The organism is Corynebacterium sp. HMSC30G07 (assembly GCF_001806945.1).
Taxonomy (GTDB): domain Bacteria; phylum Actinomycetota; class Actinomycetes; order Mycobacteriales; family Mycobacteriaceae; genus Corynebacterium; species Corynebacterium riegelii.
Map to the genome: position 1 here is coordinate 178,073 of NZ_KV786480.1, position 14,008 is coordinate 192,080.

The window sequence follows — 14,008 nt, forward strand, 5'->3', positions numbered from 1 at the left end:
ACGCCGCAAATCCACACGAAATGTCCCTTAACCCGAGAAAAGCACACATTTTGTCGCTTAACCCGCCCGGCCCCCACGTCAGGGCGCGCAAAAGAAAACCCCCGGCGTTGAAACCGGGGGAAGTGGTGCGCCATGACGGGCTCGAACCGCCGACCTACTGGGTGTAAACCAGTTGCTCTTCCAGCTGAGCTAACGGCGCGCGCTAGGAAAGACTAACAGACGGTATGCGAGAGAACCAAATAGAGGGGGCTTCCTGCAGTCTCTGGGCTAGCGCCGGGGTGACGTGTGGAAGCTGTTGAACATGGACTCGACCTGATGAACGGTCGCGTTTTTGAAATAGGGAACGGGGATTTTCACGCTGCTGCTTCGTGTTGTCCGGTACGGTTTGCCGCGCCAGTAGGAGGTTGTCTCGGTGTTGCCGTAGAGGCGTAGGAAGCAGGCGACGGGCATTGGGTCGTCGTGCTGCCAGAAATGTGTGGCGTCGATACGCAAAATGCGGTGCTCCTGGCGGTGGAATGGGAACCCCCGAGAGCTGTAGGTGAAGGCGTTGTCATGCATTTCAGCGGCCACATCCGTGGCTAGGAGCTTCACTACGAGATACAGTGCTAGGAAGATCAACAGCCCCCCGATGTACGGCATGATGGGACCGCGTCCGGTGTCGGAGTGAAACGCGGTTAAAGACACTATCCCTAAGCCCAGAAGTAGGGGGCCAGCGAACCATGCTCGGATCCATTCGTTGCGGGCTGTCACGGACCATTGATAACCACTGTCGGATACGTGGAGGACTGGCTGTACCGCCTTCAGTGTGTATCTCTTGCCGCTGGAGTTGATCGCGGGGCCGAAGAACGGCGCGATGATGACGTGGACCCCTAGGAAAATAGCGCCCGCTACGCCGAGAACGCCGATGTCCCTGCGCTCACTGATCGCTAGATATACCCCGATGACTGTTGGGACGAGCAGAGACAGCCAGATCAATACCAACTTTATCCAGTGTGATGTACGCATTAGATCTGGGGCGCATTGCAAGCGCGGGTGATGAGGTCTTGTACCTGATGCGGGGTGGCGTTGCGGAGGTAAGGCACAGGCACTTTGACCTCGCTGGCTTTCTCAACACGCGATGGCCTGCCGCGCCAAAACCGCGTTGTAGTTGTGGGGCCTTGTACCCAAAGCTGGCACCCAATTGGGACGGGGTCTGTCACCGCATACAAGCGTGCGTTGTTTATGCGGGATACGTGGTGTTCGAGGACTCGGAAGGGATATTTTCGTACGCGGTACATCAACTCGTCACCGCGGAGCTCCGCAGAGACCTGGTTGGTAATGGCCTTGACCGTAAACCAAGCGATGAACACCAACATCAAGACACCGAAAACCGGCATCACGGCTCCGTGGCCCCCGGTTGTGGGAGCAATGAAAATACTGTAAACGCCAAGGCCGACAAAAATTGGTGCCAGGACCACGGCGCGGAGGATGTCGTTTCGTGGTTTCACCTGCCATCGCATGCCGTGTTCTGAAATCTCCAACTCCGGCTGTAACGCCTTCAGCGTGTACCACTTGCCGCTGGAGTTAAGGGCGGCGATGAGTGGGAATGCAATCCACAGGCACAGTGCAATCACAACCATAGAGCCGATACCGAACCAGCCATACGCACTGCGTTCTTGGTAGGCAATCCAAACGAACACGCAGCTTAAGACAATGGCTAGCAGCCAGAAGAACCCCAGTTTTGCCTGTTGGGCCCACCCCATACGTATTTCCTTCCCCCTAAAGGTGTTCAAGTTAGGGAGAAGCTTAGCGGAAGTTAAGCCTTGGCGAACTCGGTTTCAATCGCGTCCATCAAGGCGTTCACACCTGCCGTGTCGGCGTTGGATGGAAGGAACACGGTGACGTCGCGCCCGTCGGGGGTAGGGAAGGTGGCGGCGGTGGCGTCCATAGGCAACACCGCGGAAATTAGGTCGAGTTCGAAAGCGCGGGTGGCGTCGTCGAAGTTGTAGTTGATGTCGGCCACGTCCCAATCGCCGAAACGTACGCGCAAGGAACCGGTTGCGCCACGCGTGCCGGGATCCGGCATGACGGCGATGTCGGAAGCAGTGGTGCCTGCGGCGCGCGCAAGCTGGTGGATAGCGGGGGTGAAGTCCGCAGCACCGGAAAGACCAGCACTGATCACCGTGCCAGCCAGCAGGGGCTCGCCATCCGGGCACGTCAGGCCAGCAAGCGTGGTCAGCGGGAAGCTGCGGAAGCTAGCGGGCTCATCCAACACGGCATCTTCCACGTCATCCGGTTCAACACCAGGTGCAAGCGTTACGCCTGCCTGGGCATACAGGGCCAAAGCATTACGAAGAAGATCAGTCACGCCCCTCATCCTAGGCCCGCTAGCGCTCCTCGTCTCGGTCAGTGGCCCAGGGGTTTCTGCGCCCACCGCCATAGCGACTCCGCGCCGGCGCAGGAGCTGGCGCAGCAGAAGCATCCGGCGCAGCAGCGGCAGAAGTGGGGGCGGGGGTGGGGGAGGGCGTTGTGGCGTCGCTAAGTAAAAGCTCCTCCTGCTCCTCGCGGAAGCGGCGGCGCTCACGCGTCTCGCTGACAATGAAGTAGATCAGGCCGGCCGGGGCGAGCAGGCCGAACGCAATCCACTGCAAGCCGTAGGACAGGTGGTTGCCGGTTTCAAGCTGGGGCAGCGGGATCGGGTTGATCACGCCGGGGGAGCCGCCGAGCAGCTGGATGTACGGGCTGATCGGGTCCGTGCCGGTGAGCTCGCCAATCTGGCCGGGGCTTACTGAATAGACCATCTGGTGGCCTTCGATGATGTTGGGTTCGGTGGGGTGCACGCCTTCGTCTGCAAGCAGCATGCCCGTGATCGTCACCTCGCCGGTGGGGGCGGGCTCAATAGGTGGCACGTGTGAGGCTTCTTTGGCGGGCACCCAACCGCGGTTGACTAGAACCGTGCGGCCGTCGTTGAGTTCAAATGGCGTGAGCACCTGGAATGCGGCGACGCGATCAACAGAGCGCAGACGCAGCAACACCTCAGCACCCTGGGCGTAATGGCCCGTGGCAACAACGCGGGACCAATCGGCGCCATCGGGAAGCGAACCGTCCGGGTTGACGCGGGTATCAAGCGGCACCGGGTCCTGGTCAAAGGCCTCCACAATGTGCTCATTGCGCTGCTCTAAGCGCTCGTTTTTGCCCAGCTGCCAGGGCGCGAGCGTGGTAAACGCGAAGTATGAAAACAGGATGATCAGCACGGCGGACAGTACCCAGCCAGGCGTTAAAAACGTCTTCCACCACGGTTTACCGGTTTGTTTCACAGTGACTACCTTAGTGCGGCGCGCACCCAAGCAATAATGCCGTCCGCCGCGGCCTCAATCTGCTCGCGAGTTACCGCAAATCCCTCCGGGCCGCCGTAGTAGGGATCCGCCACGCCCAGATCATCGGCGTCAGCCTGCGGGTCAAAGGAGCGCAGCAGGCGCACCTTGTCCTCCGGGACGCCGCGCGCCACCAGCTCAGAGACATGGTTGTGGTCCAGTGCAACGATCAGGTCAGCGTCGAACTGCTCGGCGCCGAACTGTTGGGCGCGGTGGGCTTCACCGTTGTATCCGTGGGCGGCAAGCTCTGCAAGCGCGCGGTGATCCGCCTGGTGGCCAACGTGCCAGTTGCCAATGCCGCTGGACGTCACTTGGACAGCGTCCTCGCCAAAACCCGCTTCGGCCAGCTTGTCGCGCACAATCACCTCCGCCATGGGGGAGCGGCAAATATTGCCCGTGCAGACAAAATCAATGTGCAGCATGTGTCCTCACAATCGCGTCCAAATCTTCGGGCGTGCGCGCCACATGCGTGGCACGCGCCCACTCACCTTCATCACCGTAGCCCCACGTCACTGCAACCGACGGCAAACCGAAGTGCGCCGCGCCATCGAAATCATGCATGCGGTCGCCCACCATCAGCGGGTGGGGCGGGGAGGCGTGCGCAAGGACGTACTCAATCACCTCGATCTTCGTGGCGCGGCCCACCTCATGATTAGCGGCGCCGAGGAAATCCACATACGGCATCAGCTCGGCGTCCTCCAGCGCAAGGCGGGCAAAGCGCTCGCTCTTGCTGGTCGCCGTGCAGATGTGCAGCCCCAGCGCCTTCCACCCCTTGAGCAGCTCGCCCACGCCGGGAAACACCGTGAACTCACGCCAGCCAACAGAAGACATGTAGTCCGAATACGCTTCCATGGCACGCTCAACCTCTGCCGCGCTCAGACCCGCGGCCGCAAAGGAATCACGCATCGGCGGACCCGGAATCTTGCGCAAGAAATCCTCACCCGGCACCTCCAACCCGAGGGCCTCCATGCCCCTGATAAATCCCGCGCGGATGCCGGGGTAGGAGTCGATGAGGGTGCCGTCTACGTCTACAAGAATGCTCGCCACACCAAACCACCATGCCGGATTTGTAGGCTGGGTGCCATGACTGTCACCGTTGCTGATTGCGTCCGCGCCCTTGAAACCGCCTACCCGCCGCAGCTTGCAGAAAGCTGGGACAAGGTTGGCCTGATTTGCGGCGACCCCGAAGCCCCTGTGACCAAGGTGGCGTTTGCGCTGGATTGTACGTTGGAGGTGGCGCAACGGGCCGTCGAGAAGCAAGTGCAACTGCTGGTTGTGCACCATCCGCTGCTGCTGCGCGGCGTGCATTCGGTGGCGGCGAACACGCCGAAGGGCAAGGTGATCCACACGCTGCTTCAAGGCGGGGTGGCGCTGTTTGCGGCGCACACGAACGCGGATTCCGCGCGCCCGGGGGTCTCCGACAAGCTGGCTGAGCTGGTTGGTATTGAACCCGGCCGCCCGATTCGCCCCGTGCTGCTAGACGGCATTGACCACTGGGGCATCCACATTCCGCCGGCTGATGTAGACGCGGTGATGGGCCCGCTGTTTGACGCCGGCGCCGGCGAGATTGGGAACTACCGTAAGTGTGCGTTTTCCTTCGAGGGCCAGGGGCAGTTTTTGCCTATCGACGCCGCGTCACCCACTACCGGCACCCCCGGCGAGCTGCACCGCAGCACCGAGACCCGCGTGGAATTCGTCGCCCCGACCCGCCTGCGCCGCACGCTTGTAGACACGTTGCGTGAGGTCCACCCGTACGAGGAACCCGCCTTCGACGTGGTCCAAATGGCCGACACCACCGACCTCTCCCAGGCCACGGGGCTCGGGCGCATCGGCGAGCTGCCGAAGGCCATGACGCTACGAGAGTTCACCCAGCAAGTCGCCGACGCGCTCCCCACCACCGTCTGGGGCGTGCGCGCCGCCGGCGACCCAGACCAGATGGTCAAGCGCGTTGCGGTCTCCTCGGGCTCAGGGGACAGTTTTCTTGACGACGTCACACGCCTCGGCGTCGACGTCTACGTCACCTCAGACCTGCGCCACCACCCAGTTGACGAACACTTGCGCGCCGGCGGGCCAGCAGTCATTGACACCGCCCACTGGGCCAGCGAGTTTCCGTGGACCGAGCAGGCCGCGGGTATCGTGGCAGAGCTAGACGTGGAAACCGTCATCCTGCCGGTACGCACCGACCCGTGGACCGTTTCCGCACACCCCGCCGACAACCCAAACGTGGAGGACTAACACCCATGCACCTGTCGCAGGAACTACAACCCGTGCTGCTCAAGCTGGCCATTGCTGAAGCGGCCGCCACACGCCCGGTCACCCGACCGGAGGTTGCGGAGCTAGAGCGCGCCGGGAAGGACCGCGAGCGCATTGCCGCGGCGTCTTCTGCCGCGCAGATGGCGGTAGATGACATGGAGCTGGAGATCCGCCGTATTCAGGAGGATCAGCGCAAGCTTGAGCGCCGCAAGAAAGACAACATCGCCCAGCTTGGCGCAGCAACGGACGTTGAGGTGCGCCGTGACCTGCAGCATGACCTGTCCACCACGGAGGCGCGCCTGACGGATCTGCGTTATGAGCTTAAAGAGGCGCACAACGAGATCGCGGCGCTTCGCAACAACCGTGAGGTCCACGGTGCGCAGCTTGATGAGGCCACGCGCAAACTCGAAGCCGCCCAACGCGCCGTAGACGCCCTGCCGGAGGAAACGCCCGTGGACACCGGAGCGCTGCGTGCTCAGTTGCCGGCAGACATTCTGGAGGTGTACGACAACGTGGGCGCGGCGTCCTTTAACAGCCGCACCTGCGGCGGCTGCTTCCTGCAGCTGCCACCCACCGAGCGCGCCGAGGTCATGGCCGTTGCTGATGATGAGCTGCCGACCTGCCCCAACTGCGGCACCCTCCTGGTGCGCGTGACGGAGCGCTAGCCATGCGTGTTGCGCTGTTTTGCGACGGCGGCTCCCGCGGCAACCCCGGCATCGCCGGTTCCGGATCCGTCCTCTACAACGAGGCTGGCGACACCTTGGCCGAGATCGCTTACGTTGTGGGTGCCAAGTCCACCAACAACGTCGCCGAATACTACGGCCTGCTGCGCGGCCTTGAAGCCGCCCGCGACCTGGGTGCCACGCGCGTGGACGTGTCGATGGACTCCAAGCTTGTCGTCGAGCAGATGACGGGCCGCTGGAAAATCAAGCACCCCGACATGCAAAAGCTGGCCCGCGACGCCCGCGACGTAGCCACATTCTTTGACAAGGTCACCTACACCTGGGTGCCGCGCGCCAAGAACAAGAAGGCCGACGATCTTTCCAACGTTGCCATGGACGCCGCCGCGAAAGACGGCACGCCGCGCATCCTCGACAGCGGCGTGCCCGCCGCGAAACCCGCCGCCAAGGATTCCGGTTCTGCGAAGAAGTCGCGGAACCATGTTGTCGCAAGCCCCGCGCACTGGTCGGGCACGGACGCCCCGCGCACCCGCTTCGTCCTGTTGCGGCATGGGCAGACGGAGCATTCGGCGCAGCGTCGATACTCGGGCTCTTCCGACCCGGAGCTGACCGACATCGGCCGTGAACAGGCGAAACGCGCCGCCGACACGATCGCGGCGATGGGCAAGATCGACGTGATCGTTTCCTCCCCGCAGACCCGCGCCCGCCAGACTGCCGAGTACTGCGCGGACGCGCTCGGCCTGGACGTGGAGATTATCGACGGCTTCCGCGAACTCAACTTCGGCGCCTTCGAAGGCCTGACCCGCGCGGAAGCTATGGAGCGGTATGGGGAAGAGTTTGGGCAGTGGGAGGCGTCGTTTAGCACGAGCCCCCCGGAGGGTGAATCCACGACCGCGCTGCACCGACGCGTCACCCGCGCACGGCTGAAAGTGCAGGAGGCGCACGAGGGTAAGACGGTGCTGGTGGTCACGCACATGACGCCGATTAAGTCCGTGATCCGCCAGGCGCTCGGGGCGAGTGCGGAGACGTTTCGCCACATGTTCCTGGACCTGGCCAGCATTTCCGTGGTGGAGTTCTACGGCGACTTCGGCGTGGTGCGCACCTTCAACGACGTCGCGCACCACCGCTAACCGTCTCCCACGGCAAGTTCGTAGCTACCTACACCCGGCTACCAATCGAAATCGATTAGTAGCTGCATGTAGGTAGCTGCAAACACCGATTGGGCGCACGCGCAGCCCACGCACTAGAATGAGCTACCGCGAATGAGTTGGCTGGGTGATCGCGGCGTTGTGAACCGCCCTAAACTTGGGGTAGGCGCAGGTCGAGGAAAGTCCGGACTCCACAGGGCACGGTGGTTGCTAACGGCAACCCGGAGCGATCCGCGGGAAAGTGCAACAGAGAGCAAACCGCCACTGCCGTAAGGCAGGGGTAAGGGTGAAAGGGTGCGGTAAGAGCGCACCGGCGTTTGTGGTGACACAGGCGGCCAGGTAAACCCCACCGGGAGCAAGGCAAGAGCCCCCGCCTTTAAGGCGGAGGTTGTCGGACGTGATGAGGCTGCCCGCCCAGTCCGAAGGTAGCTGCTTGAGGCCGCCCAGCAATGGGTGGTCCAGATGGATGATCGCCGCCCGAAAGGGTACAGAATCCGGCTCATAGGCTGACTCATTCGCCTTTTGTCTGGCATGCTGGCAAAGCATGAAGCTCTATGCCGCGCCGCTGAATTTCCGTGCACTTGCGCAAGAGTTCGATGTGCCCACGGATTTCCCGCAGGAGGTTACGGCAGAGGCGCAGCGCCTGAAGTTTTCGCCTGAGCACAAGCGTATCGACGCCCGCGGCATCCCCCTAGTCACCATCGACCCACCCGGCTCCAAAGATTTGGACCAGGCGCTGTGCATTGAAACGCTCGGAGATGGCTACCGCGTGTACTACGCCATCGCGGATGTGGCGGCGTTTGTGGAGCCGTCTTCGCTGGTCAAGCAGGAGTCTCTGAAGCGCGGGCAGACGATTTACCTGCCGGATGAGCCGGCACGCCTGCACCCGGCGCCGCTTTCAGAAGGCAGCGCATCCCTGCTTCCCAATGTTGATCGCCCGGCTGTCTTATGGACGTTTGATCTCGACGCCGCCGGCGAAGTCAAGCATGCCCACGTCGAGCGCGCCCTGATTCACTCCGTGGCACGGTTGGATTACGCGCAGGTGCAGCGCGCGTTTGATGGGGGAGACGTGATGGCGCAGATACGCCTCCTGCCCGAGGTGGGCAGGTTGAGGCAGCAGTCTTCGTTTCGTCGCCAAGCGGTCAACCTTCGACTGCCGGCGGTGCGCGTGGTGGAAAACCCGGACGGCACTTTTGAGCTGGTCATTGAACCCAGGTACGCCGCGATGGACTACAACTCTGAAATCTCCCTGCTTACCGGCATGGTGGCTGGGCGCATGATGGTAGACGCAGGGGTGGGCTTCCTGCGTACGCTCAAGCCTGCGTCCAAGGAAGCAGAAGCGGAGTTTCGTTCGGAGGCGCACAACCTTGGCTTTCAGGTGGAGGGGGAGATCGGCGCGTTTTTGGCCAGCGTTGATGCAGACACCCCGCGCGGTGCGGCCGTGATGCGCGAGGCGCAGAAGCTGCTGCGTTCCTCAGGCTACGTGGACTTGTCCCAAGGTGAGCCCGAGGTACATGCGGGCATTGGCGGGTATTACTCGCACGTCACCGCCCCTTTGCGACGGCTGATTGACCGATACGCAACCGAAGTGTGCTTGGCCATCAGCGGTGGCTACGAGATCCCGAGTTGGGTTACCGATGACGCCGAGGTGGTCCTGCAAACCATGTCGCGGACCTCCCAACTGGCCAACACCGTGGATAAGGCGGCGCTGAACCTGACGGAGGCGACCGTGCTCAAACCCTGGGTGGGGCACAATTTTGAGGGCGTGGTGCTGCAACACCGGCCGCAGCGTGCACGTATTTTTGTGACGCAGCCGCCGTTGCTTGCGCCTTCCATAGGCGGGCCGGCCGAAGGCACCCAAAGCGTGTTTTCCCTGATCCGCGCGGACCCTCAAGCACGCGAGGTGGAGTTCGCCTGGCCTGCTGACTAGGCGTTATCCGCCTGGTCTTCCAGCCGCGCCGCCTCGCCGGGGCGGATCTCCAGCACGTGGAAGTCCTTGGCAAAGACCTTGGCAAACTCGTCTGCCTCCTGCACCGGCACGAACGCGATGACGGCCTGCGAGGTACCCGCCGCCGCTGGACGTGCCGCAGTCGCCCCGCGCTGCAGCGTAAGCTCCACCAGCGCGTCCGGCGTCTCCAAGTCGTGCGCCTCAGTAGGCGAGTTCAGCAGGGTAAACAGCTCATTGCCACGACGCGAACGCAGCGCCTTGGCCGCCGCCAGGCTGCGCAGCGTCTCCGTCTCACAAAACTGCACCCAGCGCCGCGCGGTTTGCGGCTCCGGCGCCGTCTCATCGCCCGCGTCGCGCCGCGCCTCCACCCACTCAACCACCCGGTCTACGTTGTCGGGCAGTTCGCGTAACGACGCCACGCCAAAGTTACCCACCGCATCATCAATAAACCCACGCCACGTGGCAATGCGTTCCTTCTGCTCGCCGTACGGCTGGCCCCACGCTTTCGCGATAGAAAAGATGCGTACCCCCAACTTGCCCGGGTGCGGGGCGGGTGCGACCGAACCGTCGGCGTAATCCACCACCGTGACCTGCTCCGGCGTGCCGCGAAGCGCCACCGTGTGACGCGCGCGCAACACCGCAAGCGAGGAATACGTACCAACCGCGTGGGAACAGACCTCCGCCAGGCGCGTGCGCATCGGCGGATCGTTGACCTCCGCGTTGCCGCCGGCAAGCGCCAGCGCAATCGCCGCGTCCCCCGCATACAACGCGCCAAGACCAGCACCAACCGGGATCTCGGAGACCACCGTGATGTCCAACCCGGCCGTGTCTCGCGACAGCACCTGGCGCGTAATCATGGTCTGCACCAAACCAACCACACGCCGCATCAGCGGATCTTCAATCACGCCTTCTGCAAGCTGCGCAAGCGTCGCCTCACCCGTCGCCACGGGGGAATGCAGGCTTTCGGCGTGCAGCGTAATCAGGTCGTCCTCACGCGGGCTGACCGCAGCCGCCGCCCGCAGATCCCCCAAACCAACAACGGTCACGCCCCCGAAGTGATCCACGTTCTCACCGATCAACACCCAGGTTGCCGGTGCCGTAGCCACATGCGCAGGCTGGGCTCCCGTGCGCTGCGTGTGTAGTGCGCGAACTTTCTCTGCCGCCTTTGTCGCCTTTGCCGCCTCTGTCAGCTTTGCCATGCGGCCTACAGTACCAACTCACGCAGGTACACTTTCGGCCATGAGCGACGACAAGTTCTACTACAACCCCGAAACCGGCGAAGTCACCCAAGGCAAGGTTGCGTCCTGGGACAACCGCATGGGCCCGTACGACACCCGCGAGGCCGCCGAGCACGCCATCGCCATTGCGAAAGAGCGCACCCGGCTTGCCGACGCCGCCGACCAAGCCGACGACAACTGGGGCGAACCCGCCTCCTGGGAGAAGTAATCCCGCAGGGTTTGGGTGCGGCTACTTCGAGATCTTCTTGAAGGCCTTCTTCAGTTCTCGCATGGAGGCGTCGTAGGAGGACAACGCGGCGTCGCCAAGCATGAGCTCCCGCTGGTAGAGCAAACCGTAAGCGAAGGTGTCCTCGTCGCGCTCGCGGGCCTCATCGGCTAGGCGCAGGATGCGATCGCGCGAGGTCACCGCGTCCTGGAAATCACCCAACACGGTCTGCAGCGCCTTCGCCGCCTTGGCCAAGCGTCCCGTTTTAATGCCCGCAGCCTCCGCGGCCGCCGTGGCGTAACGCAGCTTCTTCACGGCCTTGCGCACGTCATGCACGTAATCCTCGCGCTTGTGCAGCGGCAAATCCGTGTCGTGGTAATGCTCCGCCACCTTCGCGTCGCGCTTGCGCACCTTCTTAAACGCCTTCTCAAGGTGCTCCATGAGGATCTTTGTGTCCGTCTCGCCCTCATTGGCGTCCTCCTCTTCTTCGGTGCGGGTGTGCACCGGCGGGGCGGCCAGCAGGTCATCGATGGCATCCAGCATGTTCAGGAAACGCTCACCGTCTAGCATCGCGACAATCTCCGCGTGGGCTGCGGTGTAGTCCGCGCGCATGTCGCCCGCGATGTGGGTGCGGGTGGCCTCATCGATCATCCCGCTCTCATCGGTCTCCAACAGCTCGATGAAACGCTCCTCAACCACCTCGGCATCACGCGCAACGCCCAACACCGCGGCGGTTTCCTTCAGCTCCGCCTCAAGCGTTGCAAGCTGCTCGCCTTCGAGGATGCCTTCAAACGTCTCCAACAGCGAGCGCATCTCGCGCGTAGCCACCCGCAGCTGGTGCACCGAATCGAACTCATCCGCGCGCACCTTCGGGTCCCACGCCACGATCTCATCACGCTGCGCGCGCACTGCAGCGATCACAGCCGCGGCCGGCGAGCCCTCCTCCAACTCCGGCTCCCGCAAATGCGGCGGCAGGGGAGCGGTGTGCACAGAATCGCCCAGCGCCGTGGCCAGTTTCGACGGCGACGACGACTTCCTCGCACCACTATTAATAAGGAAAGACGTGGCCTGCCGGATCATCGCGTGACCCTCCTCAGTACCCGCAATCGACTCCGCCAGCTCAAGCTCCCACTCGCGCCACGAGGTGCGCTCGCCGCCGGGAAGTAGTGACCAGGCGGTGACGTGATCGTCGCAAAACTCCGCGATGACCTCGCCTTCTTCGTTGGCAAGTTTGGACTCCACACGACGGTTGTCCACCTGCGCCACCGGCTCCAACGGCACATTGCGCACAATCGCACGCACCTGATCCAGCAGCTCAGCCGGAATCGTGGCCGGATCATCCAACGGCGCGCGCAATTCTTGACGACCATCACCGTCCGCCGGCAACTTCAAGTGCCAGCCGTCATCGGCGCCTCCTTTACGACGCCTCAACGTAACCTTCTGCCGCGTAAGCCTCAGATCAGGCGTGTCGTAATACACCGCGGACAAGTTGTGCTCCGTGGTGTCCTTCATCGCGCTCACCCCCGGCAGCTGCGTTAAATCCGGCACCGCCGTCGAATCATCCACGGCAAGCTTGATCTCCACCTCCAGGTGGCGCTCTGCCTGCTTGTTTTTCTTCTCGCCCATGGGGTGGCCTCCTTTGATTGGGTATTAGCTACAACGATAGTCGCGGGCGGTGTGAGTCGCCCGGGAGGTGTGGCGGAGGGGCGTCCGGGTGGCGTTCCGGTTATCCGGTGGACGGGTAGCGCCAGTGCTCGCCGATGTGTGGGCGTTCGCGTGTTGCTTTGGTTAGCGGTTCGCCGAGTAGCTCGGATCGGGCTTTTATGTCAAGGAAGCGGCGGATGCACTCGGCTTCGTCGCGAAGAAGTTCGGGCACTGTGATGCGAAGCACCTCATAGAGCTGGGAGCGGATCCAGTTTTCGCGCTGGAGTTGTTCCAGGGCGGCACGTTTGGGATCTTCGTCAAGTTTGACCGCACCATCGATTTCGGCCACAGCTTGGCCCCATACAAAGTCTGGCCGGACGTGCCTGCCAATCCACATCTGCTCCTGGACAACAATGCCGTGTTCTCGCAGCACGACGCGGAAGAGCGATTCGTACGGCGACTCCGAGCAGGTCGAACTCCACTCCAACGCCTGCCTTGCCTTGTCAATGCCCTTCTTCCCGGTCATCCGCCGAATCGCGGCTTCGAGATCTTCACGTATCTTCTGTCGCTCCCACGGCTTCTGTGCTTTGTGGAACAACGAGTCTATAGCTATGACCCCGTGGCGTACCCCGTGGATGCGTGCAATATCTACTGCGGTTCGAACGGGGTTGGTGACGCGGAGTTTGTCCGTGGTTCCTGTGGGGGTGAATGCGATGGTGTCCATGTTCGGGATGTGCATACTGGAGTAAGTCACACCTTGGGGCCAGAATTTTGAACCCCTGGGCTTCGGGTGTGCAAGATGGACAGGAGCATCGATGTCGGGAAGCGTCCAAATGCTGTGAATAGCCGCAGCTGAACGACCGATCAAGACTGCGCTTCGCGTGGCCGCCCCCACGGCATAGCAGCGAAGAAACTCCTGCTCGTGGCGTTTTAGTGCCTGCCAATCCGACGTTGCGATGAACTTGGTGGCAGAGAGCTTCTTGCATTCCTGCTGGTCCGCTCGGCCAGGACGGATCAAACGGTCAATGAGTGCGTAAATATCCACAATTTCCCCCCGAAAATGTTGCTGCGTTGAGGGGAGTTTAACGCATGCAGGCGCGGTCGCACCACCGCATTCGCATGGAAATACTGTTTTTCCGTCTTGCTTTGTCGATCCGAGCATCCGGATGCGTCTTTCTATGCGCCAGAACCCGTTCGGAGGACCCCGTTTAGACCGTAGAATCGCAGCGGAAACGGGGTCCGCTAAACGGGGTTTAGGTGTGGCGGCGTCGGGAGCCACAACAGGGGTGGTTTCAGCGAGGGATTTGGGCAGGGTGGTTCATTTCCAGACTTCGATGTGTTAGCTCTGGCATTGCCGTAGAGGTCGAGTGGCCAGAACCCGTTCGGAGGACCCCGTTTAGACCGTAGAATCGCAGCGGAAACGGGGTCCACTAAACGGGGTTTAGGTGTGGCGGCGCCAAAAACGGCGTCAAAAACGGCGCTGGGAACGGCGTCCGAGGCGGCCGGGGACGGTGTCGGGCCCGGCCAAACACCGCCAGC

The 14,008-nt window shown here is 62.6% G+C and carries 14 protein-coding genes, 1 tRNA gene and 1 other RNA gene; 6 read left to right on the forward strand and 10 right to left on the reverse strand.

What is annotated here, in order from left to right:
- Positions 1-123 precede the first annotated feature (123 nt).
- The 7 genes from HMPREF3104_RS10995 to HMPREF3104_RS11025 form a co-directional block, all read right to left on the reverse strand.
- Positions 124-199: transfer RNA gene (locus tag HMPREF3104_RS10995), tRNA-Val, on the reverse strand.
- Between the two features lie 68 nt (positions 200-267).
- Complete coding sequence (locus HMPREF3104_RS11000) at positions 268-981, reverse strand: hypothetical protein (protein ID WP_141738236.1); 714 nt, start codon at positions 979-981, stop codon at positions 268-270.
- Between the two features lie 23 nt (positions 982-1,004).
- Positions 1,005-1,742: a hypothetical protein gene (locus tag HMPREF3104_RS11005; protein WP_052203497.1), complete on the reverse strand. Its 738-nt coding sequence runs from the start codon at positions 1,740-1,742 to the stop codon at positions 1,005-1,007.
- Positions 1,743-1,795: 53 nt separating this feature from the next.
- The gene (locus HMPREF3104_RS11010) at positions 1,796-2,347 is read right to left on the reverse strand and encodes a hypothetical protein (protein ID WP_141738237.1); all 552 of its coding nucleotides are present in this window, start codon (positions 2,345-2,347) and stop codon (positions 1,796-1,798) included.
- A 19-nt stretch (positions 2,348-2,366) separates the two neighbouring features.
- Entirely contained in the window at positions 2,367-3,296 is a 930-nt protein-coding gene (locus HMPREF3104_RS11015; protein ID WP_070495917.1) for an SURF1 family cytochrome oxidase biogenesis protein, read from the reverse strand.
- 5 nt (positions 3,297-3,301) lie between these two features.
- Positions 3,302-3,775 carry a low molecular weight protein-tyrosine-phosphatase gene (locus HMPREF3104_RS11020; protein WP_070495919.1) on the reverse strand — a complete coding sequence of 158 codons (474 nt, stop codon included), beginning with the start codon at positions 3,773-3,775 and terminating at the stop codon, positions 3,302-3,304.
- On the reverse strand, positions 3,762-4,400 hold the full coding sequence (locus tag HMPREF3104_RS11025) for an HAD hydrolase-like protein (RefSeq protein ID WP_070495921.1): 639 nt from the start codon (positions 4,398-4,400) through the stop codon (positions 3,762-3,764). Before HMPREF3104_RS11025 ends, HMPREF3104_RS11020 begins: the two co-directional genes overlap by 14 nt.
- A 36-nt stretch (positions 4,401-4,436) precedes the next feature.
- On the opposite strand from HMPREF3104_RS11025, the gene HMPREF3104_RS11030 reads away from it, so the two are divergent.
- From HMPREF3104_RS11030 to HMPREF3104_RS11050, 5 genes are all read left to right on the forward strand, one after another.
- Positions 4,437-5,588 carry a Nif3-like dinuclear metal center hexameric protein gene (locus tag HMPREF3104_RS11030; protein ID WP_070495923.1) on the forward strand — a complete coding sequence of 384 codons (1,152 nt, stop codon included), beginning with the start codon at positions 4,437-4,439 and terminating at the stop codon, positions 5,586-5,588.
- Between the two features lie 5 nt (positions 5,589-5,593).
- Positions 5,594-6,271, forward strand: a complete 678-nt coding sequence (locus HMPREF3104_RS11035; RefSeq protein ID WP_070495925.1) for a zinc ribbon domain-containing protein — start codon at positions 5,594-5,596, stop codon at positions 6,269-6,271.
- A gap of 2 nt (positions 6,272-6,273) precedes the next feature.
- A complete protein-coding gene (locus HMPREF3104_RS11040; RefSeq protein WP_070495926.1) occupies positions 6,274-7,416 on the forward strand; it encodes a bifunctional RNase H/acid phosphatase in 1,143 nt (380 codons plus the stop codon).
- A gap of 133 nt (positions 7,417-7,549) precedes the next feature.
- Positions 7,550-7,952, forward strand: an RNA gene (gene rnpB / locus HMPREF3104_RS11045) — RNase P RNA component class A.
- A 26-nt stretch (positions 7,953-7,978) separates the two neighbouring features.
- Positions 7,979-9,364, forward strand: coding sequence for an RNB domain-containing ribonuclease (locus HMPREF3104_RS11050; RefSeq protein ID WP_070495928.1), 1,386 nt, complete (start codon positions 7,979-7,981; stop codon positions 9,362-9,364).
- Here HMPREF3104_RS11050 and HMPREF3104_RS11055 read toward each other — a convergent pair.
- Complete coding sequence (locus HMPREF3104_RS11055) at positions 9,361-10,581, reverse strand: galactokinase family protein (protein WP_070495930.1); 1,221 nt, start codon at positions 10,579-10,581, stop codon at positions 9,361-9,363. The genes HMPREF3104_RS11050 and HMPREF3104_RS11055 overlap by 4 nt on opposite strands.
- 40 nt (positions 10,582-10,621) lie before the next feature.
- Here HMPREF3104_RS11055 and HMPREF3104_RS11060 point away from each other — a divergent pair, with 40 nt between their 5' ends.
- On the forward strand, positions 10,622-10,828 hold the full coding sequence (locus tag HMPREF3104_RS11060) for a hypothetical protein (protein ID WP_052203518.1): 207 nt from the start codon (positions 10,622-10,624) through the stop codon (positions 10,826-10,828).
- Between the two features lie 21 nt (positions 10,829-10,849).
- Here HMPREF3104_RS11060 and HMPREF3104_RS11065 read toward each other — a convergent pair whose 3' ends face one another.
- The gene (locus tag HMPREF3104_RS11065; RefSeq protein ID WP_070495932.1) at positions 10,850-12,451 is read right to left on the reverse strand and encodes a CYTH and CHAD domain-containing protein; all 1,602 of its coding nucleotides are present in this window, start codon (positions 12,449-12,451) and stop codon (positions 10,850-10,852) included.
- A 100-nt stretch (positions 12,452-12,551) separates the two neighbouring features.
- On the reverse strand, positions 12,552-13,514 hold the full coding sequence (locus HMPREF3104_RS11070) for a hypothetical protein (RefSeq protein ID WP_070495934.1): 963 nt from the start codon (positions 13,512-13,514) through the stop codon (positions 12,552-12,554).
- Positions 13,515-14,008: the final 494 nt, after the last annotated feature.

Bases quoted from the DNA above. Each gene is read 5' to 3' on its own strand.
- HMPREF3104_RS11005 (WP_052203497.1), bottom strand. From the start codon at position 1,742: ATGGGGTGGGCCCAACAGGCAAAACTGGGGTTCTTCTGGCTGCTAGCC.
- HMPREF3104_RS11020 (WP_070495919.1), bottom strand. From the start codon at position 3,775: ATGCTGCACATTGATTTTGTCTGCACGGGCAATATTTGCCGCTCCCCC.
- HMPREF3104_RS11030 (WP_070495923.1), top strand. From the start codon at position 4,437: ATGACTGTCACCGTTGCTGATTGCGTCCGCGCCCTTGAAACCGCCTAC.
- HMPREF3104_RS11035 (WP_070495925.1), top strand. From the start codon at position 5,594: ATGCACCTGTCGCAGGAACTACAACCCGTGCTGCTCAAGCTGGCCATT.
- HMPREF3104_RS11040 (WP_070495926.1), top strand. From the start codon at position 6,274: ATGCGTGTTGCGCTGTTTTGCGACGGCGGCTCCCGCGGCAACCCCGGC.
- HMPREF3104_RS11050 (WP_070495928.1), top strand. From the start codon at position 7,979: ATGAAGCTCTATGCCGCGCCGCTGAATTTCCGTGCACTTGCGCAAGAG.
- HMPREF3104_RS11055 (WP_070495930.1), bottom strand. From the start codon at position 10,581: ATGGCAAAGCTGACAGAGGCGGCAAAGGCGACAAAGGCGGCAGAGAAA.
- HMPREF3104_RS11060 (WP_052203518.1), top strand. From the start codon at position 10,622: ATGAGCGACGACAAGTTCTACTACAACCCCGAAACCGGCGAAGTCACC.
- HMPREF3104_RS11065 (WP_070495932.1), bottom strand. From the start codon at position 12,451: ATGGGCGAGAAGAAAAACAAGCAGGCAGAGCGCCACCTGGAGGTGGAG.